The organism is Bacillus sp. NEAU-CP5, assembly GCF_026420705.1.
Lineage (GTDB): Bacteria > Bacillota > Bacilli > Bacillales > Bacillaceae > Bacillus > Bacillus velezensis.
Genome location: NZ_JAPMOV010000008.1, coordinates 1 through 23,821 on the forward strand (window position 1 = coordinate 1; position 23,821 = coordinate 23,821).

The window sequence follows — 23,821 nt, forward strand, 5'->3', positions numbered from 1 at the left end:
CCCACGTGTTACTCACCCGTCCGCCGCTAACATCAGGGAGCAAGCTCCCATCTGTCCGCTCGACTTGCATGTATTAGGCACGCCGCCAGCGTTCGTCCTGAGCCAGGATCAAACTCTCCGATAAAGTAGTTTGACTGACTACGCACATCACTGTGCGATTTATTTAAAACTTTGAATTAACAGGTACGTTTTGTCTTGTTTAGTTTTCAAAGATCATTACCGCTTGTTGAAGCAGCTTTATTATCTTACCACTCAGCTTCTTTTATGTCAACAACTTTTTTTAAGTTGTTTCCGAAGCTTTTTGTTGTTGTCTGCTGTTCATCAGCGACGTTTAATAATATACCATGCATTCTTTAAATTTAGCAAGTGTTTTTTTCATTTTTTTAAAACGTATTTCGTTATATTCATCTCCGCCGCAGCATACGATGTAATCAAGCATGGACAAGATAAGGAGGCGTCATCAGTGAATAACTTCTACGTGTGGCACATCAGAAGGATAAAACAGCTGCTTATTATTATCATTGCCGCATTTGCAGCAGCCAGCTTTTTTTATATACAGAGAGCCGTCCCCCTTCCTGTATTTTTAACTGATAGCGGCCCGAAGGCTATTTCAAAAGGGGAGACGAAAGCGGGCGAAGTCGCATTAACATTCGATATCAGCTGGGGCGACGAAAAAGCAGTTCCTATTCTGAACGCGCTAAAAGCAAACGGTATTAAAAACGCCACTTTTTTTCTGTCAGCTTCTTGGGCGGAACGGCACCCGGACACAGTTGAACGTATGATAAAAGACGGACATCAAATCGGCAGCATGGGATATGCGTATAAGAATTATACCAACCTAGAGGACAATGAAATAAAAAAAGATATCCTCCGGGCCCAGACTGCATTTAAAAAGCTGGGTGTAAAGAATGTTCATTTACTCCGCCCGCCGACCGGACAATTTAATAAAAAGGTTCTTACCATTGCACAGCAGTACCACTATTCAGTGGTTCATTACAGCGTTAACTCGCAGGATTGGACAAATCCCGGCCCTGATAAAATCATTGAAAATGTAAACAGTCATATAAAAGGCGGCGACATTGTCCTGCTGCACGCCTCTGATTCAGCAACACAGACTGAAGAAGCGCTCCCCGCCATTATTCACAATTTAAAGCAAAAAGGACTGAAAAACGTGACCGTCGGCGACCTGATCGCAAATACTGACGTCAAGTCATCAGAAGTGAAATAACTACCTCTGGGCAAACTTCGGCAGCATTAACAGCTGAAACGCATTGCAGCCCATCAGCGGAATCAGCATCAAATAAAGCCAGTCCTCATTATTCACTCGTAGCGCAGGAACCCATTCAAGCGCTGTAATAACGACCATTAAAAATAATGATGAAACGAACGTATTTTTTGAGGACTGCTTTTGTTTTATATATGCCGTCAACAGGCCGACGGCAAGCAGAGCCAGCGGCAGCCAGACAAACCCCGAAATCGAGTCATCCCGCTCTCCGAAAAACAAAAATCTGACGTACATTAAATCAAAAGCGACAAACAGAATGATAAACAGCTGAAGCAGATTCCAAAGCGAGCTTGATCTGAGAATTTCAAGGGCAAACCGGTGCACCGTCAGAAAAACGAAGAATCCCATCTGGCTGATCACACTGAAAATCATGCCTACCCCGATAAACCAGATCAGAACGGAGAAAATCTGACCGGCCTCAAAATTCAGAAAGAACCCCTTGTACTCCCCCCACTTCAGAGCAAATCCCACGACGCTTGTAATAAGAGCGCCCACAGCTAAAATCGAAAAGAAAAATCGAACAAGCCCGCGGCTTTTCATCTCTTATTCATCCCCCTGACAATCGCGTTCAGCGATATTTTGTTATGTATAAATCCATTCCGATGAATCATATTAAAAATAAGTACAAGTAAGGAAGGAGCTTATGCATGTCAAAAGCCAAAACGCTATTGATAAGCTGTTTTGTTGTATTATCTGTAACAGCTTGTGCTCCAAAAGACCAAGCAGCGGATATGGATTATGACCAGACTAAAAAAATGGTTGTTGATATATTAAAGACAGATGATGGAAAAAAAGCAATTAAGGAAATATTAAATGATGATGCGATGAATGAGGCATTGGTGATTGATCAAAATGCCATTAAAGGCACAATAGAGAAAACCCTCACCTCTAAAAAAGGGGCGGAGTTCTGGAAAACCATCTTTGAAGACTCAAAGTTCGCCGAGAGCTTTGCAAAAACTCTTCAGCCCGAGCACGAAAAAATCATAAAAAAACTGATGAAAGACCCTGATTATCAGAAAAGTTTTATGCAGATCATGCAGGACCCCGGCATGGATAAAAAATACTATGAGCTGGTGAAAAGCCAAAAGTTCCGCAGTTACTTAGAGGATGTAATTACAGAGACACTTTCCAGCCCGCTTTTCAAAAAGCAATTCGAGGATGAATTGAAAAAAGCGGCTTCAAGCTCTGAAAAAGAAAGCCAATAAAAGGCCGGGCCGTGTTGATCCCGGCCCCTTTTTTATTCAGCTGTTTTTTCAATGACGTTCTGGGCGATCCCCATATAAATTTCCCCGATCGGATGACTTCTGTCATAGACAGAAGGCGCAAATTGATCCTTGTCCCAATCAGGCTGTTTTAAAGGAATTCTGCCAAGCAGCGGCACTTGCAATTCCTCTGCAAGCTTATCTCCCCCGCCTTGACCGAACACATATTCTCTCTCGCCGGTTTTTGCACTTTCATAGTAAGCCATATTTTCAATGACCCCTACAACTTCATGATCGGTCTTAATCGCCATAGAACCCGCTCTCGCCGCTACAAATGCGGCTGTAGGGTGCGGCGTTGATACGATAATCTCTTTGCAGCTCGGAAGCATCGTGTGTACATCGAGCGCCACATCACCCGTGCCGGGCGGCAGATCAAGAACGATATAATCAACCTCTCCCCAGTCAACTTCATGGAAGAAGTTATTCAGCATCTTGCCCAGCATCGGCCCTCTCCACACAACCGGAGCGTTTTCTTCGACGAAAAAGCCCATCGACATAACCTTTACTCCAAATCTTTCGACAGGAAGCAGTTTTTCTCCTTCTACTGTCGGGCGAACTGTAATACCCATCATGTCCGGCACGCTGAATCCGTATATATCCGCGTCAATCAAGCCGACTTTTTTTCCGAGCCGCGCAAGAGAAATGGCCAGGTTGACGGAAACCGTTGATTTGCCGACACCGCCTTTTCCGCTTGCCACCGCAAGAAAGACCGGCGGGTGTTTCCTATTCAGCAGGGTTTCGCTTTCAGCAGCCGGCCGGCTGAATTTCGCCAATGTTTCTTCCGGCAGCTCTTCAAATCGCAGTCCCACAGTTTCCGCACCCGCTTCTTTCAAAACGGATACGATTTCCTGCTGAATACCCATCTGTTCAGCCGTCCCCGTTTTTGCCAATGCAATTTTTACACTGACATGCCGTTTTTCCGGCTTGATCTTTACTTCTTTGATGGCATCCAATTCTCCCAGCGGTCTATGAAGAAAAGGTTCGCGCATGTTTCCGACTATATTTCTTACTTCATCTTCTCTTATCATCGAACCCTCACCCTTTGTGTATTCGTTTACAAATGGTATTATACCATATATTAAACATAGAATCGGCGAAAAACCCTCCTTACTCGGGAGGGTCTCCTTTCTCTGTAAAATATCTCAATACGCCCTTATACACGGAAGAAGCGATTTTGTCCTGATATTTGGGCTGGCCGAGCCTTTTCGCTTCCGCGGGATTGGACAGAAATCCGATTTCCACCAGCGCGCCCGGTTTGGTTACATTCTGCATTAAGTAAATGCCGTGTATCCGTTTCGCCTTTCTCGTTGTATTCTCCAAATTGATTCTCAATTCGTCCTGTATATATTTTGCCACTTTTTCATTTTCTTCGTATTTTCCATAGTAGAAGCTTTGGGCGCCGCTCCATCTCGGTGACGGTATGGCGTTCAGATGAATGCTGATATAAAGCTCCGCCTCTGAACGGTTGATGATTTCCACGCGCTTTCTCAGATCTTCCGCTTTGCGTCTGCTGTAGCCTTTCGTCCCTTCAGGAGCTAAATCAGTATCCGTCTCCCGCGTCATAATGACCAAAGCTCCCTGCTCCTGCAAATAGTCTCTTACCCTGGAGGCCACTTCGAGAGTAATGTCCTTTTCAAGGTGACTGCCTCCCGTGGCGCCTCCGTCCGGCCCGCCGTGTCCCGGATCGAGATAGATGATTTTCCCGCTCAGGGGCAGACTCCACGGCCGCCAGGAATCATCATTTTGGAATTGAAACCGGAATAAACACAATAATATGATAAAGCCAAGTAAAAAACCGAGCCATTTCAGCTTTTTTGTCATACCTTTCCCTCCCGCTTGTCCCCGTTATTAATAAGTATGGGACAAGGGAAGAAATTATGATTATCTCATGCGGAGCTTACATTGTTTTTCTCTTTGCAGAAATCCTTCCGTCCACCAGCTGTTGATAAACCGGCAGGACGCTTCATAGATTTCTTTTTGTTTAACGGAAGAATATTGCTCATGCGTCCAATTGCAAAGATATTCAAAAAAATCGACCGTCAGTTCTTCCTCTTCCTCAGCCGAACGGGCGTTTGCCCTCTGCAAAGACTCACCATAATAGCCAAAGACGCCGAACCTGCCGCCTAATAAATACGCTTCAATTGCAAAATCTATGCATCCTTCACTCAGAATGCCGTTTTCGTCTTGAAGAAAGGGAAACAAAGGGGTAAGACATGCTTTTACGGACTGAATGATCTGCGTCAGTGACAGCTCCTTTAGTAAACTCTTCTCAAGCTCAAAATCCTTCTGCCGTTTCACGTCTGAAAAAGATAATACTTCTGCCATTGCCAGCCACGCTCCTTTTTACTGTTATTTTGAAAGGAAAAGGGAAAAAGCATGCTTTGTTGATAGTGGAAATCCTCCCAAATGAAGGAGTTTTATGTTAACTGGAAGAATAAAGAGCTGAGGTGACGTGATGAAAAAGCTGTTTCAATACAATTGGACGGTGCGTGACGAGTGGTTTATGATATGTGAAAAGCTGAGCCGGGAGGAACTGACGAAAACCCGGACGGGCGGTATGGAGAGCATCTTGCGGACTTTATTTCATATCATTGATGTCGAGATCAGCTGGGCTCGTGCCATTTTAGGTAAAGATGATGTTTTACCTGCTGAGTCTGACTATACGAGCATTCAGGATCTCAGAAAGCTGTCTGAACAGTATCGGGAGGATGTCATTCATGCGGTCTCCCTCAAAAGACCGGATCTTGTTAAGCCGGACTGGATGGACCAAACCTTTCCTAAAGAAGATATTCTCCGCCACATCCTTGCGCATGAGATTCACCATATGGGACAACTGTCGGTTTGGGCCAGAGAAATTGGAATAGAACCGGTTTCGGCTAATGTGATCAGCCGTCCGCAGGAAAAAGCCGCAAAAAAACAGCACCTCTGACGGGATGCCGTTTTTATATTTTAATGCTTCTTGTTACGGAGTATGTATTAATGTATTCATCCAGCACGAGGCCGCCTTTGTCCTCGTAAAAACCGGCAACCATGAAGCCTGCGTCAATCTGACCTTTAATTTGATCCTCCAGCGTATGGCCGAATTCAAGCGCTTCATGATTATCAATAAGTTCCTTTACCTTTTGCTTACTCAGGTCTTTTTCATCCGAAAACGGAATGGAATACTTTACTTTGAGTACACCTTCCTGCTCTAAATCCATATCAAATAAGAACACGACGGGATTTACAAAACCGGAGACTAAAGACCCGCCTTTTTTCAATACGCGATGAGCTTCTTTCCATACCGGAAGAACCGTATCAACAAAGCAATTCGATACCGGGTGCACGATAAAATCAAATGACTCATCATCAAAGCAGCTCAGATCATTCATGCTGCCTTTGACAGTCCGAAGCGTAAGATCGTCCCGCTCGGCAACCATTTTGTCTTGCGCAAGCTGTTTTTCCGAATTGTCAAAGATGGTCACGTCCGCTCCTGCAGCAGCAAGGACAGGCCCTTGCTGTCCTCCTCCTGAAGCGAGACAAAGAACCTTCAGACCGTCTATGGGCGGAAACCAATCCGCCGGCACATCTTTTCCGGGGGTCATTCTGATGCTCCAATTGCCTTTTTTCGCTTCACCAATCGTATGAGAATCAACCGCAACCGTCCATTCATTGCCTGTTTCGACTTTTTTATCCCATGCCTTGCTGTTATGTATGACTAACTTATTCATTATAACTGCGCTCCTTATTGGTAATGAATAGAGTATAACAAACAATTCTAGAAAAACATCGGATAACCTCTTGGATATGAGAAAAAAATACAAAAAAACCACAACCAAGAAGTTGTGGTTTTTGCCATCCAAAACGATTAACGTTTTGAGAACTGAGGTGCACGACGAGCGCCTTTAAGACCGTATTTTTTACGTTCTTTCATACGAGCGTCACGAGTCAGAAGACCAGCACGTTTAAGTGTTGCACGGTATTCTGGATCTGCTTCAAGCAAAGCACGAGCGATACCATGACGGATTGCTCCAGCTTGACCAGATAAGCCGCCTCCATGTACGTTTACTAAAACATCATAAGTACCAGCTGTTTCAGTTAAAGTTAATGGTTGTTTGATATCTTCGATTAGGGCTGGAGATGGAATGTGCTCGCTGATTTCACGATTATTAACGACGATACGACCTTCTCCTGGAACTAAGCGCACACGCGCTACAGAACTTTTACGACGGCCAGTACCGTAATATTGAACCTGTGCCAAATTGGTAACCTCCTTTTTAATTAACCGCGAAGTTCGTAAACTTCAGGTTTTTGTGCTTCATGTGGATGCTCAGAACCACGGTATACGTTCAATTTTTTGAACATTTGACGACCTAGAGAACCTTTTGGAAGCATGCCTTTGATAGCAAGCTCAAGCATTTTCTCAGGGTAGTTTGTACGCATTTCAAGAGCAGTTCTTGATTTTAATCCGCCTGGATGTTGAGTGTGACGGTAGTAGATTTTGTCAGTTAACTTTTTACCAGTTAACTCGATTTTTTCAGCGTTGATGATGATCACATGATCTCCAGTATCAACGTGCGGTGTGTAAGTCGGTTTGTGTTTCCCGCGAAGGATAGATGCAACTTCTGTAGAAAGACGTCCTAAAGTCTTGCCAGCTGCATCAACAACTAACCACTTGCGTTCAATAGTACTTGCGTTAGCCATAGGTGTTGTACGCATTGAATTTCCCTCCTAAATGATCTGTCATTTTCAATAATCTTCGATTACGTTCTATTTCACAACACAATAAGTTCCGGGGCTTATCGTGGGGTTGAAATACATACCATATGATATCTTATAACTTTATGCAGACTCTGTCAAGAAAATGTTACACCTGGTTTAGTTGTCATAGCAAACGCTCCATAAATACAGCCCGTGCCCCGGTGCGGTGCGCCCCGCGGCTTCGCGATCTTTCGCTTCGAGCATTGCTTTTACATCATCGGGAGAAAATTTTCCAGCTCCTGTATCCAATAACGTTCCGGCAATGATTCTGACCATATTATAGAGAAAACCGTTACCGGTGATCCGCATCTGCAGGCCGTCTCCGGTCTCAGTCCAATCCAGCTCGTAAATCGTTCTGACCTTATCCTGAACCGCGGTATCAGCCGCGCAAAAGCTTGTGAAATCATGTGTCCCGATGAGGTGCCTTGAAGCTTCCCTCATTTTCTGCACATTAAGCTGATATGCAAAATGGTAAGCGTAATGTCGTTTAAATACGTCCGGGTGTTTCTCCGTATATACAATGTAGCGATATTCCTTTTGGACCGCGCTAAATCGTGCATGGAACCCATCATCCGCAATCTCTGCTGTTTTGACGGCAATATCATCAGGCAGCAGGGCATTGAGCGCAAACGGCCATTTCTCAGCCGGGATGGACAGCGGCGTATCAAAATGAATGACCTGCCCGGCAGCATGAACATCGCTGTCCGTGCGGCCGGATGAGTACACAGGCACTCTGCCGTCCGTTTTATGGATGACGGCCAGCGCTTTTTCCAATTCACTTTGAACGGTCCGCTTTCCAGGCTGAACCTGATATCCGTTAAATAAATGCCCGTCATAAGCAATGGTACATTTCACTCTCATTCAGCAGCACCTCTAACTTCTTAAGAAAAACAATAACACGGCTAATACGATGATGAGCAGAATAGCTCCGGTATCCTTTCCGGTCCAGACGAGCTTTCTGTATTTCGTTCTCCCCTCACCGCCCTGGTAGCCTCTCGCCTCCATGGCGACCGCGAGCTCTTCTGCGCGTTTAAAGGCGCTGACAAACAGCGGGACAAGCAGCGGAACAACCGCTTTGATTCTGTCTTTCACCGGGCCGCTTGTAAAGTCCGCACCCCTCGCCATTTGCGCCTTCATGATTTTATCTGTCTCTTCCATCAATGTCGGGATAAATCGCAATGATATCGACATCATCAATGCGAGTTCGTGTACGGGCAGCTTCACCTTTTTAAAAGGATTCAGCAGCTGCTCCATTCCATCCGTTATTTCAATCGGCGTTGTTGTCAGCGTCAGCAGCGTCGTCATAAAGATAAGGTAAACGAAACGGAGGGAGATAAAAATCCCCTGTATAAGTCCGCCCTCATATACTTTAAACCAGCCAAGCTGAAAAATGACAGATCCTTCATGCGTCATGAAAATGTGTAATAAAAAGGTAAACGCCACAATCCAGATAATCGGCTTAAGCCCCTTCAGCAAAAAGCTGAACGGCACGCGCGTTAAGGCAATCACCCCGAATGTAAACAAACCGAGCAAAGCGTACGTCTGTACGTTGTTTGCCAAAAAAACAATACATACAAAAAGAAAGATGCTGACAAGTTTTGTTCGCGGGTCCAATCGGTGAATAAGCGATGATCCGGGAACATACTTTCCGATAATCATGCTGTCCATCATTGATCCTTTTCCTCCTGAAAGAAAGCCTTAATTTCACTGGCGGCATCCTGCAGGGTCAGCATGGGTTTCTCATACTTGACGCCGAGAGCCTTCTCAAGCCGTCTCTGAAACTTCACCGATTCAGGAAGATCCAGGCCCATTTCGGCCATCTCTTCACCTTTTACAAACAAGTCACGCGGACTCCCCGTCGCTTTAATGGTTCCTTTGTGCATGACGATCATTTCGTCAGCATAGCGGGCGGCGTCCTCCATACTGTGGGTGACGAGAACGGTTGTCAGGTTTCCCCGCTGATGAAGCGCATAGAACATGTCCATAATGTCCTGGCGCCCTCTCGGATCAAGACCGGCCGTCGGTTCATCCAAAACCAGCACTTCCGGCTCCATCGCGAGAACGCCGGCAATCGCCACTCTGCGCATCTGGCCGCCGCTGAGCTCAAATGGTGAACGATCCAAAATGTCTTCCGGAAGGCCCACAAGCCCCAGCATTTCTTTTGCTTTCCGTTCAGCGTCTTCTTTTTTTACACCGAAATTCATCGGTCCGAATGCGATGTCCTTCAGCACAGTCTCTTCAAACAGCTGATGTTCGGGAAATTGGAAAACGATTCCGACTTTTTTTCGTAAAGTCTTAAGGTCTTTATTCTTTTTACCGGCTGCCAGAATCGTGCTCCCGAGTTCAAGCTGTCCTTTAGTCGGTTTCAGCAAACCGTTTAAATGCTGCAGGAGCGTCGATTTGCCCGACCCTGTATGCCCGATGACGGCAACGTAGCTGCCCTCTTTTATTACGGCATTGATATCATACAGAGCAAGCCGTTCAAACGGTGTTTTCATTTGATAGCGGTGTTCTACATCTTTGATTTTAATGTCCACAGCTCATTCACCAGCCCTTCCTGAGTCAGATGGTTTTTCGTTAACGCCAGTCCGCTTTCTTTCAAAAGCAGGCTGAGCTGGAATGAGAAAGGCAAATCAAGACCGATGCGAACCAAGTCTTCGTTTAATTTAAAAATCTCTTCAGGCGTGCCCTCTGCATATTTTCTGCCGCCGTTCATCACAATGATCCTGTCCGCCCTTGCGGCTTCTTCCAGATCATGTGTTATCGAAATGACGGTGGCCATGCCCTGATCTTTTAAGCGTCTGACAGTATCAAGGACTTCTTCTCTCCCAATCGGGTCAAGCATGGATGTCGCTTCATCCAAAATCATAATATCAGGACGCGCGGCAATAATTCCCGCGATCGCCACTCTTTGTTTTTGACCTCCGGAGAGATGGTGCGGCTCTTGATCAAGAAAATCCTGCATATTGACTTGTGTGACAGCCCAATCTACTCTCTCAATCATTTCTTCGCGCGGAACACCATTGTTTTCTAAACCAAAAGCCACATCATCGCGAACAGTCGTTCCGACAAATTGGTTATCGGGATTCTGAAAGACCATCCCTATTTTTTTTCGCACATCCCACACGGTATCCTCAGTCAGTTTGATGCCGCCGACTTCAATTTCTCCGGCCTCGGGCAAAATCAGCCCGTTCAGCGCTCTGGCCAAAGTCGACTTCCCTGAACCGTTGTGGCCTACGATAGCAAGCCATTCTCCTTCGTATACCTCCAGACTCACACCGTCTAGCGCCGGTCTTTCCGCATCTTTGCGGTATCGGAATAGAATGTCTTTTACGGATATAAGCTGTTTTTGATCCACGGGCGCCTGGCCTCCTCTCAGCTATAGCTCTGCTTGTCTGTCTCATGATAAAAAGTTCTGATATCTAAAAAAAGGGCATAGATCCAGTTAGAAACTGTCCCGCCCTTCTTTAGATACACAAAAATATGTGATTAAACCAATTCGATGATTGCCATTGGTGCACCGTCACCACGGCGAGGACCAAGCTTCATAATACGTGTGTATCCGCCTTGGCGCTCCTCGTAACGAGTTGCAATGTCAGAGAACAATTTTTGAAGTGCATCTTGGTTATTTTCTTCATTAGCAACCTCGTTGCGAATGTATGCAGCAGCTTGACGACGAGCATGCAAGTCACCGCGCTTACCAAGAGTGATCATCTTTTCAACAACAGAGCGAAGTTCTTTCGCACGTGTTTCAGTTGTTTCAATTCTTTCGTTGATGATCAAATCTGTTGTAAGATCACGAAGCATAGCTTTACGCTGTGAACTCGTACGTCCTAGTTTTCTGTATGACATGTGATGTCCCCTCCTTTAATGGAATGCTGTTTCTAAATAAAAAACACACGAAAATCCTAGTTCACATGGAAACTAGATCAATCGTCTTTGCGAAGGCCGAGTCCAAGTTCTTCTAGTTTCGCTTTCACTTCTTCAAGTGATTTGCGTCCCAGGTTGCGAACTTTCATCATATCTTCTTCCGTCTTGTTCGCAAGTTCTTGAACCGTGTTAATGCCCGCACGCTTCAAGCAGTTGTAAGAACGGACAGAAAGGTCAAGTTCCTCAATCGTCATTTCAAGAACTTTTTCTTTTTGGTCCTCTTCTTTTTCAACCATGATTTCAGCATGCTGAGCTTCGTCAGTTAAACCGACGAATATATTAAGGTGTTCAGTTAAAATCTTTGAACCGAGCGCAATTGCTTCCTTCGGTCCAGTGCTTCCGTCAGTCCAAACATCAAGTGTAAGTTTGTCATAGTTTGCAACCTGGCCTACACGAGTGTTTTCTACCTGATAAGATAAACGAGAAACTGGCGTAAAGATTGAATCGATCGGAATCACGCCGATTGGCTGATCGTCTCTCTTGTTCGAATCAGCAGGTGTATACCCACGTCCTCTTTGTGCAGTAAGGCGAACTCGGAAACTCGCATTCTCACCAAGAGTCGCGATATGAAGATCCGGATTAAGGATTTCAACATCGCTGTCGTGTGTAATATCAGCTGCTGTGACAGTTCCTTCGCCCTGTACATCAATTTCAAGCGTCTTCTCTTCATCAGAGTAGATTTTCAATGCAAGCTTTTTAATGTGCAAGATTATCGTTGTAACATCTTCCACAACGCCTTCGATTGTCGAGAATTCGTGCAGTACACCATCTATCTGGATCGATGTTACAGCGGCACCAGGGAGTGAGGATAAGAGGATACGACGTAAGGAGTTACCCAGAGTTGTACCATATCCACGCTCAAGCGGCTCTACGACAAACTTACCAAATTTGGCATCGTCGCTGATTTCAACCGTTTCGATTTTTGGTTTTTCAATCTCGATCATTACTTAAAACCCTCCTTCAAAACGTCGAAACCTCGAATAGAATCATATGAGATTCCATCCGAAATTCCCCATTGTTTAGTCCCGTATGTGCTCAGGCAACGAGTCGGTGCATTCGTTTCATAAATAACTGTATCATAACCCATTATTGACAGGGACACAAAATCTATACAAACAAATTACACGCGGCGACGTTTTGGTGGACGGCATCCATTATGAGGAACAGGAGTTACGTCTCTGATAGCTGTAACTTCAAGCCCGGCAGCTTGTAAAGCACGGATTGCAGCTTCACGGCCAGAACCTGGTCCTTTAACAGTTACTTCAAGAGTTTTAAGTCCGTGTTCGATTGAACCTTTAGCAGCTGTTTCAGCAGCCATTTGCGCAGCAAAAGGAGTAGATTTACGAGAACCTCTGAATCCTAGAGCTCCGGCACTTGACCAAGAAATAGCATTACCATGAGTATCAGTGATCGTAACGATCGTGTTATTGAAAGTTGAACGAATATGAGCGATTCCTGACTCAATATTCTTTTTCACGCGACGTTTACGCGTGTTTTGTTTACGAGCAGCAGCCATTGTTTAGGTACCTCCCTTACTTACTTATTTTTTCTTGTTAGCTACAGTACGACGCGGACCTTTACGAGTACGCGCATTGTTTTTAGAGTTTTGTCCGCGAACAGGCAAACCTCTGCGATGGCGGATTCCGCGGTAGCTTCCGATTTCGATCAGACGCTTGATGTTAAGAGAAACTTCACGGCGAAGGTCACCTTCTACTTTCAGTTTGTCAATAACATCACGGATTTTACCAAGTTCTTCTTCAGTAAGATCACGCACACGAGTATCTTCAGAAACACCAGCCTCTTTCAAGACTTGCTGAGCCGTTGTGCGGCCAATTCCGAAGACATATGTTAAAGAAATAACAACACGTTTGTCACGTGGGATATCTACACCAGCAATACGAGCCATTCTCTGGGCACCTCCTTATTAATTATCCTTGTTTTTGTTTATGCTTTGGATTTTCACAGATCACCATTACTTTTCCTTTTCTGCGAATAACTTTACATTTTTCGCAGATTGGTTTAACTGATGGTCTCACTTTCATGTGTTTCCAACCTCCTTCAGTTTCCGGAGTGCTTTATTTGTAACGGTACGTAATCCTGCCACGAGTTAAGTCATATGGAGATAATTCTACCGTAACTTTGTCTCCAGGTAAAATGCGAATGAAGTGCATGCGGATTTTACCAGATACGTGAGCCAAAACCGTATGGCCATTTTCGAGTTCAACTTTGAACATCGCGTTTGGCAGTGTTTCGACAATCGTACCTTCCACTTCAATTACATCGTCTTTCGCCATTCAAGTGTTCTCCCTTCTTCAAATCAGTAACTTGCTCTCTGACAAATTTCAAAAGAGAAAATCTCAGTTATCCGTTTGTCACACGCCCTGTTTCGTTTATACTGTTCTGAACTTCCGGAGATACGCAATCATAAAGGGTGAATGATTGATATTCTTTTTCTAAGGAGAATGAAATGTACGCTTTTCTCCGTCTGCTTTAGTACACGATGATGAATCTTCATTCCGATGACAGCAGCTAGCCGGTTTTTCTTCCGACCAATTGTAAACCTACAATCTGCCCAGGTGCGGAATGAAAAACATATGTCATGGAATTCATTTCATCATCTAGACTTTTGTCAGTATATCAAAACCCGTTTCCGTAATCGCAATCGTATGTTCAAAATGAGCACACTTTTTCCCATCTACCGTTACAACCGTCCAGTTATCAGCCAATGTTTTCACATATCGGCTGCCAGCGTTAACCATCGGTTCTATAGCGAGAACCATACCAGGCTTCAGCCTAGGTCCTTTGTTTGGCGGACCGTAATGAGGAATTTGCGGATCCTCATGCAAGTCTTGACCAACACCATGTCCGACATACTCCCTAACAACTGAAAACTGCTCATTTTCGACATACGTTTGTATTGCGTGGGAAATATTCGACAAACGTTCACCTGGTTTTGCTTCCTTCAAGCCTTTATATAAAGACTCCTCTGTTACCTCCAGCAGTCGTTTATCATCATCACTGATGTTTCCTACCGGATATGTCCAAGCAGAGTCACCATGATAACCATTTAATTTAGCACCGATATCAATGCTGATAATGTCACCGTCACGCAAAACCCTTTTACCGGGTATTCCGTGAACGAGTTCTTCATTAACTGATACACAGATGCTCCCGCGAAACCCATTATACCCCTTAAAAGATGGGATTGCACCCTGCTTCTCAATAAAACGTTCGGCAATTTGATCCAATTCTTTTGTCGAGATTCCTGGTTTAATGTGCTTTTTCATCTCTTCATGAGTCAAAGCCACGATTCGCCCTGCTTCCCGCATGATGCCAAGCTCACGAGGGGTCTTACAGATAATCATTTGCTCAATCCTCCAAGAAGCTCTTTCACATCTTTGTACACGTCGTTAATGTCCTGCTGGCCATTGACGTTGACAAGATACCCTTTCTCAGAATAAAAATCGAGTAAAGGCTGAGTCTGCTTCATGTTGACCTCAAGCCGTTTTGAGACGGTTTCCTCATTATCATCTGCCCGTTGATAAAGGTCTCCTCCGTCTTTATCACAAACACCCGGCGTTTTCGGCGGATTGAAAACCAAATGATAGGTTGTGCCGCAAACACTGCAAATTCTGCGTCCAGTCAAACGTTCCATTAAAGAGTCTTTGTCTACTTTAATGTTAATGACATAATCAATCGGCTTGCCGTATTCCTCAAGAATGTTTTCAAGAGCTTCAGCCTGAGCGACTGTTCGCGGAAATCCGTCCAGAAGAAAACCTCTTTCACAATCATCTTTGCCGAGTCTTTCTTTGACAATGCCGATTGTGACTTCGTCCGGTACGAGCTCGCCTTTATCAATATAAGACTTTGCTTCGAGTCCGAGTGGTGTTTCTTCTTTCATAGCAGCACGGAACATATCTCCCGTTGAGATATGAGGTATCCCATAATCCTCAACAATTCGTTCTCCCTGTGTGCCTTTACCGGCTCCAGGAAGTCCCATTAAGACTAAGTTCATTCGGATTTCCCCCGTCCTCTCTTATTTAGAGGAATGGTTAAAACCAGTCCTCTAATTTTTCATAAATCCTCGGTAATTACGTTTCACTAACTGGCTCTCCAGCTGCTTCATTGTCTCCAAGGCTACCCCGACGACAATTAACAATGATGTTCCGCCAATCTGTGCACTTTGAGGCAATCCAGCGAATTGAATGAAAAAGATAGGAAGAATGGAAATCACGGCTAAGAATATAGAACCCACAAACGTAAGTCGATACAAAATGCTCGTAATTCTATCTTGAGTCATTTTCCCTGGACGAACCCCCGGGATATAGCCACCCTGTTTTTTAAGGTTATCAGCCATTTGTTCAGGGTTTACCTGCACAAAAGCATAGAAGTACGTAAAGGCGATAATTAATGCGACATAAACCGCCATGCCCACCGGATGTGTATTGTCAAAGTTGGCTTGAATCCACTTTGTCACATTGTTTTCTCCGAAAAATGACGCGATAGTACGCGGCGTAATAAGAAACGCAACCGCAAAGATTACCGGAATAACCCCTGCCGGATTCACTTTAAGCGGAAGGTGAGTTGACTGGCCTCCGCCAACAGGTGAACGACCTTGCCCTTTTGCATATTGAATCGCGATTTTGCGTACGGCCTGCTGAATGAATATAACACCAACAATAACGGCCAAAATCGCAATCACCAGTAAGGCGATTTTTACAATATGAATAAACAGCTGATCGCTGCTGCCGACAAATTGAGTCTCATAAATCTGCCCAACAGTTTTCGGAATACTAGCCACAATCCCCGCGAAGATGATGATCGAAATTCCGTTACCTACTCCATTGGAAGTAATTTGTTCTCCCAGCCACATTAAAAAAGCAGTTCCTCCAGTGAGTACTAAAGCAATAATCAGATATGTCGATATGCCGGATTTCTCAATCAGCATACCGTTTGCCAGGTTGTTAAACCCGTAAGACATACCTAATGCCTGGATAAAACCAAGCACAATCGTAAAATATCTCGTGAACTGAGCTAATTTACGGCGGCCGACTTCACCTTGCTTAGACCACTCGGTAAACTTCGGCACAACATCCATCTGAAGCAGCTGAATGATGATTGAAGCAGTGATGTAAGGCGTAATTCCCATCGCAAAAATGGAGAACTGATAAAGCGCACCGCCGCCAAATGTATTAAGGAGATCAAAAACCCCCATCGAACTTTGTGTCTGCAACGCCTGAGCATTTACATATGGCACAGGGATAAACGCACCTATGCGAAAGACGATAAGCATGAGTAATGTAAAAATGATTTTATTCCGAATATCACTCACACGCATAAAGTTGGAGATTGTCTTAAACAAGTTAGATCACCTCAGCTGTACCGCCAGCAGCTTCAACAGCTTCTTTCGCAGAAGCAGAGAATTTATTGGCTTTTACAGTTAATTTTTTCTCTAATTTACCGTTGCCAAGAATCTTTACTCCTGCATTAAGTTTGCTAATAACACCAGTCTCAAGAAGAAGTTCAGGAGTGACTTCCGTTCCTTCCGCAAAACCGTTCAATTTGTCTACGTTCACAATAGCGTATTCCTTACGGTTGATGTTTGTAAAACCGCGTTTAGGAAGACGTTGGAATAAAGGCATTTGTCCCCCCTCGAATCCAGGGCGTACACCGCCGCCAGAACGAGCGTTTTGACCTTTGTGACCTTTACCAGCTGTTTTACCGTTACCAGAACCAATACCACGACCTACGCGATTGCGTACTTTACGTGAACCTTCTGAAGGCTTTAATTCATGAAGTTTCATTAGGACACCTCCTTAGCCTATAATTTATTTTTATTGTTCTTTAACAGAAACTAGATGAGATACTTTATTAATCATACCGCGGATCGCAGCGTTATCTTCATGAACGACAGTTTGGTTTGTTTTCTTTAAACCAAGTGTTCTTACAGTAACGCGCTGATCTTCCGGGCGACCGATTACACTGCGTTTGAGGGTAATTTCTAATTTAGCCATTAATGTTCCCTCCTTATCCTAACAGTTCTTCTACAGATTTTCCACGAAGCTTCGCAACCTCTTCGGCACGTTTAAGCTCACTTAAACCTTGAAGTGTTGCACGGATCATGTTGATCGGTGTGTTAGAACCTAAAGACTTAGAAAGGATATCAGCAACGCCAGCAAGCTCAAGTACCGCACGTACAGGGCCTCCAGCGATAACTCCAGTACCTTCAGAAGCAGGTTTCAACAAGATATTGCCTGCACCGAAACGTCCGATGATTTCGTGTGGAATCGTAGTTCCAACCATTGGTACTTCAATCAAATTCTTTTTCGCATCTTCAACAGCTTTGCGGATTGCTTCAGGTACTTCTTGTGCTTTACCAGTACCGAAACCTACGTGACCGTTTTTGTCACCGACAACGACTAGAGCTGCGAAACGGAAACGACGACCACCTTTAACAACTTTCGCTACGCGGTTAACCGTAACTAAGCGTTCTTCTAACTCTAATTTGCTTGGGTCAATACGACGCATAATCATGTGTCCCTCCTTTTTTTATTAAAATTTCAGTCCGGCTTCACGAGCTGCATCGGCCAGAGCTTTTACACGTCCATGGTATAAGTATCCGCCGCGGTCAAATACTACGTCAGAAACACCTTTCTCAGAAGCGCGTTTCGCAACGAGTTCACCGACTTTAGCAGCAGCAGCGCTGTCACCAGTGCTTTCCACGTTCAAATCCTTATCGAGAGTAGAGGCACTAGCAAGTGTAACGCCATTTACATCATCGATGATTTGAGCATAAATGTGTTTGTTTGAACGGAACACATTCAGACGAGGTCTTTCAGCTGTGCCTGAAAGTTTAGCACGAACACGGGCATGTCTTTTTTGACGAGCAGCATTTTTGCTAGTTTTCGTAATCATCCTTAGGTCACTCCTTTCTTCACTTTAAGCGGTCTTACTTAGCAGATTTACCTTCTTTACGGCGAACAACTTCACCTTCGTAGCGGATTCCTTTACCTTTGTAAGGCTCTGGAGAACGTACAGCGCGGATGTTAGCAGCGATAGCTCCTACACGCTCTTTGTCTGTACCTTTTACAACTACTTTAGTTTGAGAAGGAACTTCGATTTCGATGCCCTCTTCAGGAACGATCTCAACAGGATGAGAGTATCCAACGTTTAAAACAAGTTTGTTTCCGGATTTAGCCGCACGATAACCGACACCGACTAATTCCAAACCTCTTTCAAATCCTTTAGATACGCCTTCAACCATGTTTCCAAGCAGACTGCGAGTCGTACCATGCAGCGCACGGTGCTCTTTGTGATCAGAAGGACGAGTAACTGTAAGCACGTTGTCCTCAATTTTGATTTCCATATCAGGATGGAAAGTACGAGTTAATTCTCCTTTTGGTCCTTTTACAGCTACAGTGTTGCCTTCGTTCAGCGTTACTGTAACTCCAGAAGGGATCTCAAGCAGTTTTTTTCCTACACGAGACATACTAAAACACCTCCATTCTTGTTAAACTTCTTACCAAACGTATGCTAGAACTTCTCCACCAGCTTGTTTTGCACGGGCTTCTTTGTCCGTTAAAACACCTTGTGATGTAGAAATAATCGCGATTCCAAGACCGTTAAGTACGCGAGGTACTTCATTTGATTTAGCGTATACACGCAAACCTGGTTTGCTGATTCTTTTAAGACCAGTGATAACGCGCTCGTTGTTTTGTCCGTATTTCAAGAAAACGCGGATGATACCTTGTTTGCTGTCTTCTACGAACTCAACGTCACGAATGAAACCTTCACGCTTTAAAATGTCAGCAATTTCTCTTTTCAATTTAGAAGCAGGAATTTCAAGCTTCTCATGACGTACCATGTTTGCATTGCGAATACGAGTCAGCATATCTGCAATTGGATCTGTCATAACCATTATATAATTACCTCCTTCCCATTCTTGGGGATTACCAGCTGGCTTTTTTCACGCCAGGAATTTGTCCTTTATATGCAAGCTCACGGAAACAAATACGGCAAAGTTTAAATTTACGAATGACTGAGTGCGGACGTCCGCAGCGTTCACAGCGAGTGTACTCTTGCACTTTAAACTTTGGTGTACGTTGTTGTTTCGCAATCATTGACTTTTTAGCCACGATTTCGCCTCCCTTTCATTGATTATTTCTGGAACGGCATACCTACTTGAGTTAATAGCTCACGAGCCTCTTCGTCAGAGTTAGCAGTCGTTACAATAACGATGTCCATTCCGCGAACCTTTGTTACTTTATCGTAGTCAATTTCAGGGAAGATTAACTGTTCTTTGATACCAAGAGTGTAGTTTCCGCGACCGTCGAAAGATTTCTTAGAAATCCCGCGGAAGTCACGTACACGCGGTAAAGATACAGAAATAAGTTTATCAAGGAAATCATACATGCGCTCTCCGCGAAGAGTTACTTTCGCACCGATAGGCATTCCCTCACGAAGACGGAATCCAGCAATTGATTTCTTCGCACGAGTAACGACAGGTTTTTGACCTGCGATAAACGTTAATTCTTCAACAGCACTGTCGATTGCTTTCGCGTTTTGAACAGCATCACCGACACCCATGTTGATTACGATTTTTTCGATTTTCGGCACCTGCATAACAGAGTCGTAGTTGAACTTCGTCATTAAAGCAGGTGAAATTTCTTTATTGTACTTTTCTTTAAGGCGGTTCATGAGATAGACCTCCCTTCCTTTAAATACTATTTATCTAAGACTTGCCCAGATTTTTTTGCAACACGAACTTTTTTGCCATCTTCCACTTTGTATCCTACGCGAGTCACTTCACCTGTTTTAGGATCGAGCGGCATAACGTTTGATACATGAATTGGCGCCTCTTGATTAGAAATACCGCCTTGAGGGTTTGCTTGAGTTGGTTTAGAGTGCTTCTTCACCATGTTTACGCCCTCAACTAGAACGCGGTCCTTTTTAGGGAAAGCAGCAAGGATCGTACCTTGTTTGCCTTTATCTTTACCAGAGATAACCATTACTTTATCGCCTTTTTTCACATGCATCCTGATCGCACCTCCTTGAGTAAGGCATTTATTTCATTAGATAACTTCTGGAGCCAGAGAAACAATTTTCATGAAGTTGTTTTCACGTAATTCACGGGCAACCGGTCCGAAGATACGAGTTCCACGCGGGCTCTTGTCGTCACGGATGATAACACATGCATTCTCATCGAAGCTGATGTATGATCCGTCAGTTCTGCGTGCTCCGCTTTTTGTGCGAACGATAACAGCTCTTACGACTTCACCTTTTTTGACAACGCCTCCTGGTGTTGCTTGTTTAACCGTGCAAACAATTACATCACCAATGTTAGCCGTTTTACGTCCAGAACCGCCAAGAACTTTAATAGTAAGTACCTCACGCGCACCGGAGTTGTCAGCAACTTTTAAACGAGTCTCTTGTTGAATCATTATTTGTTACCTCCCTTCGGAAAAAGAATTCCGAACTTTATTAGATAATAACAGCTTCTTCGACAACTTCTACTAGACGAAAACGCTTAGTTGCAGATAATGGACGAGTTTCCATGATCTTTACGATGTCTCCGATTTTAGCTTGGTTATTTTCATCATGTGCTTTGAATTTCTTCGAGTATTTTACGCGTTTACCGTAAATAGGATCCTTTTTGTATGTTTCAACAACAACAGTGATGGTTTTATCCATTTTGTCAGAAACAACACGGCCTTGGTAAACTTTGCGTTGGTTACGTTCGCTCATGCTCACGACCTCCCCTCAGTGATTATTTGTTGGCAGCAATTTCTCTTTCACGAATCACAGTTTTCATGCGCGCGATAGCTTTGCGCACTTCACGAATGCGAGCAGTATTTTCAAGTTGTCCTGTCGCTAATTGAAAGCGAAGATTGAAAAGTTCTTCTTTAAGAGACTTTACTTTTTGTTCAATTTCAGCAGTGGTAAGGTCACGAATTTCATTAGCTTTCATTTGATTCACCACCAATTTCTTCACGTTTTACGAACTTCGTTTTAATTGGCAATTTGTGAGATGCAAGGCGAAGAGCTTCACGAGCTACCTCTTCAGACACACCAGAAATTTCAAATAAAACTTTGCCCGGTTTTACAACAGCTACCCAGCCTTCAGGAGCCCCTTTACCGGAACCCATCCGTACCTCAAGCGGTTTAGCAGTGTAAGGTTTTGAAGGGAAAATTTTAATCCAAACTTTACCGCCACGTTTCATGTAACGAGTCATCGCAATACGTGCAGCTTCGATTTGGCGGTTCGTGATCCAAGAAGCTTCAAGAGCCTGGATACCGTACTCACCAAAATGTACTTCAGTACCGCCTTTAGCGCGACCGCGCATTTTTCCGCGATGCTCTCTGCGATATTTAACGCGTTTTGGTAATAACATATTATTTTCCTCCTTCCTCAGTTTTCTTCTTAGTAGGAAGAACCTCTCCACGATAGATCCAGACTTTTACACCAAGCTTACCGTAAGTTGTGTCAGCTTCAGATGTTGCATAGTCGATGTCAGCACGCAAAGTGTGCAATGGAACAGTTCCTTCACTGTAGTATTCAGAACGAGCAATGTCAGCTCCGCCAAGACGGCCGGAAACCATTGTTTTCACACCTTGTGCTCCAGCACGCATAGTGCGTTGGATTTGTTGTTTCTGCGCACGGCGGAAAGAAATACGGTTTTCTAGTTGACGAGCGATGTTGTCAGCTACAAGCTGAGCATCAAGATCTGCTCTTTTGATTTCAAGAATGTTAATGTGTACACGCTTGCCAGTAAGGCTGTTAAGGGCTTTACGAAGTGCTTCAACTTCAGATCCGCCTTTACCGATTACCATACCAGGCTTAGCAGTGTGGATCGTAATGTTAACGCGGTTTGCTGCGCGCTCGATTTCTACTTTAGAAACAGAAGCGTCAGAAAGGCGTTTGCTAATGAATTCACGAATTTTTAAATCTTCGTGCAGGAAGTCAGCGTAATCTTTACCAGCGTACCACTTAGATTCCCAATCACGAATGACTCCGATACGAAGACCGACTGGATTTACCTTTTGACCCACTACTTATCCCTCCTTCTTTTCTGATACAACGATTGTAATGTGGCTCGTACGTTTGTTGATTTGGCTCGCACGTCCCATAGCACGCGGGCGGAATCTTTTTAACGTTGGGCCTTCGTCAACAAATGCCTGAGAAATAACCAGATTGTTAGCGTCCATCTCGTAGTTGTGCTCAGCATTTGCGATAGCAGATTTTAAAACTTTTTCGATGATCGGAGAAGCAGCTCTCGGAGTTAAGTTCAGGATAGATACTGCTTCGCCTACTTGCTTACCTCGAATCAGGTCCATTACTAGACGTGCTTTACGAGGAGCAATACGGACTGTTCTTGCAACAGCTTTAGCTTGCATTTAAAAGCCTCCTCTCTTAGCGTCTTGTTTTTTTATCGTCACTGGCGTGGCCTTTGTAAGTACGAGTCGGTGCGAATTCGCCCAACTTGTGGCCTACCATGTCTTCAGAAATGAATACAGGCACGTGTTTACGTCCGTCATATACTGCGATAGTGTGACCGATAAATTGTGGGAAAATAGTTGAACGGCGAGACCAAGTTTTTACAACTTGTTTCTTGTCCGTTTCATTTAATTTCTCGATTTTTGTCATCAAGTGTCCATCGACAAATGGTCCTTTTTTCAAGCTGCGAGCCATTTTGGAACCTCCCTTCGTGATTGCACTACGGTCCGAAATGAACCGTAGACAACCCCGTTATTTATTTTTACGACGACGTACGATAAATTTATCAGATTTGTTCTTTTTCTTACGTGTCTTGAATCCAAGAGTCGGTTTGCCCCAAGGAGACATTGGTGATTTGCGTCCGATTGGCGCGCGACCTTCACCACCACCGTGCGGGTGATCGTTAGGGTTCATTACAGAACCGCGGACTGTAGGGCGGATGCCTTTCCAGCGAGAGCGTCCTGCTTTACCAACGTTGATAAGTTCATGCTGCTCGTTACCTACTTGACCGATAGAAGCGCGGCAAGCAGAAAGGATCATGCGAACTTCACCAGAGTTAAGACGTACAAGAACGTATTTGCCTTCTTTACCAAGAACCTGAGCAGATGTACCAGCTGAACGTACAAGCTGTCCGCCTTTACCAGGTTTTAATTCAATGTTATGCACAACTGTACCAACAGGGATGTTGATAAGCGGAAGTGCGTTACCTACTTTGATGTCAGCTTCAGGGCCGGACATGATTTCAGTACCTACTTGAATTCCTTTTGGTGCAAGAATGTAACGTTTTTCTCCGTCTACATAGTTGATTAGTGCAATGTTAGCTGAACGGTTTGGATCGTACTCAACTGTAGCAACGCGTCCAGGTATACCATCTTTATCGCGTTTGAAGTCGATAACACGGTATTGGCGTTTGTGTCCGCCACCTTGGTGACGTACAGTCAATTTACCTTGGTTGTTACGTCCGCCTTTTTTGTGAAGGGGCGCAAGCAAGGATTTTTCCGGCTGGTCAGTCGTGATTTCAGCAAAATCTGAAGTTGTCATGCCACGACGTCCGTTAGAGGTCGGTTTATACTTTTTAATCGCCATTTTGAATTTCCCTCCTTCTTTTTA

40 protein-coding genes, 1 rRNA gene and 1 pseudogene are annotated in these 23,821 nt (G+C 44.4%); 3 read left to right on the forward strand and 39 right to left on the reverse strand.

Going from position 1 to position 23,821, the window contains the following annotated elements; translation table 11 throughout:
* Positions 1–124 (reverse strand): 16S ribosomal RNA (locus OTK50_RS18915); the annotation flags it as partial.
* Positions 125–463: 339 nt separating this feature from the next.
* On the opposite strand from OTK50_RS18915, the gene pdaB reads away from it, so the two are divergent.
* Positions 464–1,228, forward strand: a complete 765-nt coding sequence (pdaB, locus tag OTK50_RS18920; protein WP_082999148.1) for a polysaccharide deacetylase family sporulation protein PdaB — start codon at positions 464–466, stop codon at positions 1,226–1,228.
* Here pdaB and kbaA read toward each other — a convergent pair whose 3' ends face one another.
* The gene (kbaA, locus tag OTK50_RS18925; RefSeq protein WP_082999147.1) at positions 1,229–1,825 is read right to left on the reverse strand and encodes a KinB-signaling pathway activation protein; all 597 of its coding nucleotides are present in this window, start codon (positions 1,823–1,825) and stop codon (positions 1,229–1,231) included.
* Between the two features lie 107 nt (positions 1,826–1,932).
* Here kbaA and gerD point away from each other — a divergent pair, with 107 nt between their 5' ends.
* Entirely contained in the window at positions 1,933–2,490 is a 558-nt protein-coding gene (gene gerD, locus OTK50_RS18930) for a spore germination lipoprotein GerD (RefSeq protein ID WP_007615280.1), read from the forward strand.
* 32 nt (positions 2,491–2,522) lie between these two features.
* Here gerD and OTK50_RS18935 read toward each other — a convergent pair whose 3' ends face one another.
* From OTK50_RS18935 to OTK50_RS18945, 3 genes are all read right to left on the reverse strand, one after another.
* Positions 2,523–3,575: an Mrp/NBP35 family ATP-binding protein gene (locus OTK50_RS18935; RefSeq protein ID WP_224223968.1), complete on the reverse strand. Its 1,053-nt coding sequence runs from the start codon at positions 3,573–3,575 to the stop codon at positions 2,523–2,525.
* Between the two features lie 79 nt (positions 3,576–3,654).
* Entirely contained in the window at positions 3,655–4,368 is a 714-nt protein-coding gene (cwlD, locus tag OTK50_RS18940) for an N-acetylmuramoyl-L-alanine amidase CwlD (protein WP_007615278.1), read from the reverse strand.
* Between the two features lie 60 nt (positions 4,369–4,428).
* Positions 4,429–4,872 carry a DUF2521 family protein gene (locus OTK50_RS18945; protein WP_011996201.1) on the reverse strand — a complete coding sequence of 148 codons (444 nt, stop codon included), beginning with the start codon at positions 4,870–4,872 and terminating at the stop codon, positions 4,429–4,431.
* A 130-nt stretch (positions 4,873–5,002) separates the two neighbouring features.
* On the opposite strand from OTK50_RS18945, the gene OTK50_RS18950 reads away from it, so the two are divergent.
* A complete protein-coding gene (locus OTK50_RS18950) occupies positions 5,003–5,476 on the forward strand; it encodes a DinB family protein (protein ID WP_101670652.1) in 474 nt (157 codons plus the stop codon).
* A gap of 13 nt (positions 5,477–5,489) precedes the next feature.
* Here the strand turns inward: OTK50_RS18950 and OTK50_RS18955 are convergent, their stop codons facing one another.
* The 34 genes and pseudogenes from OTK50_RS18955 to rplB all read right to left on the reverse strand — a co-directional run bounded on the left by OTK50_RS18955 (position 5,490) and on the right by rplB (position 23,797).
* Positions 5,490–6,257 (reverse strand): class I SAM-dependent methyltransferase, encoded by a 768-nt coding sequence (locus tag OTK50_RS18955; RefSeq protein ID WP_105938174.1) that lies wholly within the window; start codon positions 6,255–6,257, stop codon positions 5,490–5,492.
* 137 nt (positions 6,258–6,394) lie between these two features.
* Positions 6,395–6,787 (reverse strand): 30S ribosomal protein S9, encoded by a 393-nt coding sequence (rpsI, locus tag OTK50_RS18960; protein ID WP_003225846.1) that lies wholly within the window; start codon positions 6,785–6,787, stop codon positions 6,395–6,397.
* Between the two features lie 20 nt (positions 6,788–6,807).
* Positions 6,808–7,245, reverse strand: coding sequence for a 50S ribosomal protein L13 (gene rplM / locus OTK50_RS18965; RefSeq protein WP_003225844.1), 438 nt, complete (start codon positions 7,243–7,245; stop codon positions 6,808–6,810).
* 159 nt (positions 7,246–7,404) lie between these two features.
* Positions 7,405–8,148 (reverse strand): tRNA pseudouridine(38-40) synthase TruA, encoded by a 744-nt coding sequence (gene truA / locus OTK50_RS18970; protein WP_017419475.1) that lies wholly within the window; start codon positions 8,146–8,148, stop codon positions 7,405–7,407.
* A gap of 12 nt (positions 8,149–8,160) precedes the next feature.
* Complete coding sequence (locus OTK50_RS18975; protein ID WP_014304219.1) at positions 8,161–8,958, reverse strand: energy-coupling factor transporter transmembrane component T family protein; 798 nt, start codon at positions 8,956–8,958, stop codon at positions 8,161–8,163.
* Positions 8,955–9,824 carry an energy-coupling factor ABC transporter ATP-binding protein gene (locus OTK50_RS18980; protein WP_014416754.1) on the reverse strand — a complete coding sequence of 290 codons (870 nt, stop codon included), beginning with the start codon at positions 9,822–9,824 and terminating at the stop codon, positions 8,955–8,957. The genes OTK50_RS18975 and OTK50_RS18980 overlap by 4 nt, the downstream gene beginning before the upstream one ends.
* Complete coding sequence (locus tag OTK50_RS18985) at positions 9,800–10,645, reverse strand: energy-coupling factor ABC transporter ATP-binding protein (RefSeq protein ID WP_007615256.1); 846 nt, start codon at positions 10,643–10,645, stop codon at positions 9,800–9,802. Before OTK50_RS18985 ends, OTK50_RS18980 begins: the two co-directional genes overlap by 25 nt.
* A gap of 131 nt (positions 10,646–10,776) precedes the next feature.
* Positions 10,777–11,139 (reverse strand): 50S ribosomal protein L17, encoded by a 363-nt coding sequence (gene rplQ, locus OTK50_RS18990; RefSeq protein WP_003156550.1) that lies wholly within the window; start codon positions 11,137–11,139, stop codon positions 10,777–10,779.
* 77 nt (positions 11,140–11,216) lie between these two features.
* Positions 11,217–12,161 (reverse strand): DNA-directed RNA polymerase subunit alpha, encoded by a 945-nt coding sequence (locus tag OTK50_RS18995; RefSeq protein ID WP_003156549.1) that lies wholly within the window; start codon positions 12,159–12,161, stop codon positions 11,217–11,219.
* Positions 12,162–12,337: 176 nt separating this feature from the next.
* Positions 12,338–12,733, reverse strand: a complete 396-nt coding sequence (gene rpsK / locus OTK50_RS19000) for a 30S ribosomal protein S11 (protein ID WP_003156547.1) — start codon at positions 12,731–12,733, stop codon at positions 12,338–12,340.
* A gap of 24 nt (positions 12,734–12,757) precedes the next feature.
* A complete protein-coding gene (gene rpsM / locus OTK50_RS19005; protein ID WP_003156545.1) occupies positions 12,758–13,123 on the reverse strand; it encodes a 30S ribosomal protein S13 in 366 nt (121 codons plus the stop codon).
* A 22-nt stretch (positions 13,124–13,145) separates the two neighbouring features.
* Positions 13,146–13,259 (reverse strand): 50S ribosomal protein L36, encoded by a 114-nt coding sequence (gene rpmJ / locus OTK50_RS19010; RefSeq protein ID WP_003156543.1) that lies wholly within the window; start codon positions 13,257–13,259, stop codon positions 13,146–13,148.
* 33 nt (positions 13,260–13,292) lie between these two features.
* A complete protein-coding gene (gene infA, locus OTK50_RS19015; protein WP_003156508.1) occupies positions 13,293–13,511 on the reverse strand; it encodes a translation initiation factor IF-1 in 219 nt (72 codons plus the stop codon).
* Positions 13,489–13,813: pseudogene (locus OTK50_RS19020) on the reverse strand (RNA-binding protein). Before OTK50_RS19020 ends, infA begins: the two are co-directional and overlap by 23 nt.
* Positions 13,814–13,835: 22 nt before the next feature.
* Positions 13,836–14,582 carry a type I methionyl aminopeptidase gene (gene map, locus OTK50_RS19025; RefSeq protein ID WP_007410408.1) on the reverse strand — a complete coding sequence of 249 codons (747 nt, stop codon included), beginning with the start codon at positions 14,580–14,582 and terminating at the stop codon, positions 13,836–13,838.
* A complete protein-coding gene (locus tag OTK50_RS19030) occupies positions 14,579–15,232 on the reverse strand; it encodes an adenylate kinase (RefSeq protein ID WP_007410407.1) in 654 nt (217 codons plus the stop codon). Before OTK50_RS19030 ends, map begins: the two co-directional genes overlap by 4 nt.
* Before the next feature lie 51 nt (positions 15,233–15,283).
* Positions 15,284–16,579, reverse strand: coding sequence for a preprotein translocase subunit SecY (gene secY / locus OTK50_RS19035; RefSeq protein ID WP_007615246.1), 1,296 nt, complete (start codon positions 16,577–16,579; stop codon positions 15,284–15,286).
* Between the two features lies 1 nt (position 16,580).
* Positions 16,581–17,021, reverse strand: coding sequence for a 50S ribosomal protein L15 (gene rplO, locus OTK50_RS19040; RefSeq protein ID WP_003156499.1), 441 nt, complete (start codon positions 17,019–17,021; stop codon positions 16,581–16,583).
* A 30-nt stretch (positions 17,022–17,051) separates the two neighbouring features.
* Entirely contained in the window at positions 17,052–17,231 is a 180-nt protein-coding gene (gene rpmD, locus OTK50_RS19045) for a 50S ribosomal protein L30 (RefSeq protein ID WP_003156497.1), read from the reverse strand.
* 13 nt (positions 17,232–17,244) lie between these two features.
* Positions 17,245–17,745 carry a 30S ribosomal protein S5 gene (rpsE, locus tag OTK50_RS19050; protein WP_003156493.1) on the reverse strand — a complete coding sequence of 167 codons (501 nt, stop codon included), beginning with the start codon at positions 17,743–17,745 and terminating at the stop codon, positions 17,245–17,247.
* A 24-nt stretch (positions 17,746–17,769) separates the two neighbouring features.
* A complete protein-coding gene (gene rplR / locus OTK50_RS19055) occupies positions 17,770–18,132 on the reverse strand; it encodes a 50S ribosomal protein L18 (protein WP_003156492.1) in 363 nt (120 codons plus the stop codon).
* Positions 18,133–18,166: 34 nt separating this feature from the next.
* Positions 18,167–18,706, reverse strand: a complete 540-nt coding sequence (rplF, locus tag OTK50_RS19060) for a 50S ribosomal protein L6 (protein ID WP_003156490.1) — start codon at positions 18,704–18,706, stop codon at positions 18,167–18,169.
* Positions 18,707–18,736: 30 nt separating this feature from the next.
* Complete coding sequence (gene rpsH / locus OTK50_RS19065; protein ID WP_003156489.1) at positions 18,737–19,135, reverse strand: 30S ribosomal protein S8; 399 nt, start codon at positions 19,133–19,135, stop codon at positions 18,737–18,739.
* Between the two features lie 31 nt (positions 19,136–19,166).
* The gene (gene rpsN, locus OTK50_RS19070; protein ID WP_003156488.1) at positions 19,167–19,352 is read right to left on the reverse strand and encodes a 30S ribosomal protein S14; all 186 of its coding nucleotides are present in this window, start codon (positions 19,350–19,352) and stop codon (positions 19,167–19,169) included.
* A 22-nt stretch (positions 19,353–19,374) separates the two neighbouring features.
* The gene (gene rplE, locus OTK50_RS19075; protein ID WP_003156487.1) at positions 19,375–19,914 is read right to left on the reverse strand and encodes a 50S ribosomal protein L5; all 540 of its coding nucleotides are present in this window, start codon (positions 19,912–19,914) and stop codon (positions 19,375–19,377) included.
* A 26-nt stretch (positions 19,915–19,940) separates the two neighbouring features.
* On the reverse strand, positions 19,941–20,252 hold the full coding sequence (rplX, locus tag OTK50_RS19080; RefSeq protein ID WP_003156486.1) for a 50S ribosomal protein L24: 312 nt from the start codon (positions 20,250–20,252) through the stop codon (positions 19,941–19,943).
* Between the two features lie 36 nt (positions 20,253–20,288).
* Positions 20,289–20,657, reverse strand: a complete 369-nt coding sequence (rplN, locus tag OTK50_RS19085; protein WP_007410404.1) for a 50S ribosomal protein L14 — start codon at positions 20,655–20,657, stop codon at positions 20,289–20,291.
* A 40-nt stretch (positions 20,658–20,697) separates the two neighbouring features.
* Positions 20,698–20,961 carry a 30S ribosomal protein S17 gene (gene rpsQ / locus OTK50_RS19090; protein ID WP_003156484.1) on the reverse strand — a complete coding sequence of 88 codons (264 nt, stop codon included), beginning with the start codon at positions 20,959–20,961 and terminating at the stop codon, positions 20,698–20,700.
* 22 nt (positions 20,962–20,983) lie between these two features.
* Positions 20,984–21,184, reverse strand: a complete 201-nt coding sequence (rpmC, locus tag OTK50_RS19095; protein WP_003156482.1) for a 50S ribosomal protein L29 — start codon at positions 21,182–21,184, stop codon at positions 20,984–20,986.
* Entirely contained in the window at positions 21,174–21,608 is a 435-nt protein-coding gene (gene rplP, locus OTK50_RS19100; RefSeq protein WP_003156478.1) for a 50S ribosomal protein L16, read from the reverse strand. The genes rpmC and rplP overlap by 11 nt, the downstream gene beginning before the upstream one ends.
* Before the next feature lies 1 nt (position 21,609).
* A complete protein-coding gene (gene rpsC, locus OTK50_RS19105) occupies positions 21,610–22,266 on the reverse strand; it encodes a 30S ribosomal protein S3 (RefSeq protein ID WP_003156476.1) in 657 nt (218 codons plus the stop codon).
* A 3-nt stretch (positions 22,267–22,269) separates the two neighbouring features.
* On the reverse strand, positions 22,270–22,611 hold the full coding sequence (gene rplV / locus OTK50_RS19110) for a 50S ribosomal protein L22 (protein ID WP_003156475.1): 342 nt from the start codon (positions 22,609–22,611) through the stop codon (positions 22,270–22,272).
* 16 nt (positions 22,612–22,627) lie between these two features.
* Positions 22,628–22,906: a 30S ribosomal protein S19 gene (rpsS, locus tag OTK50_RS19115; protein WP_003156472.1), complete on the reverse strand. Its 279-nt coding sequence runs from the start codon at positions 22,904–22,906 to the stop codon at positions 22,628–22,630.
* Between the two features lie 57 nt (positions 22,907–22,963).
* A complete protein-coding gene (gene rplB / locus OTK50_RS19120) occupies positions 22,964–23,797 on the reverse strand; it encodes a 50S ribosomal protein L2 (protein WP_003156470.1) in 834 nt (277 codons plus the stop codon).
* Between the last annotated feature and the right edge of the window lie 24 nt (positions 23,798–23,821).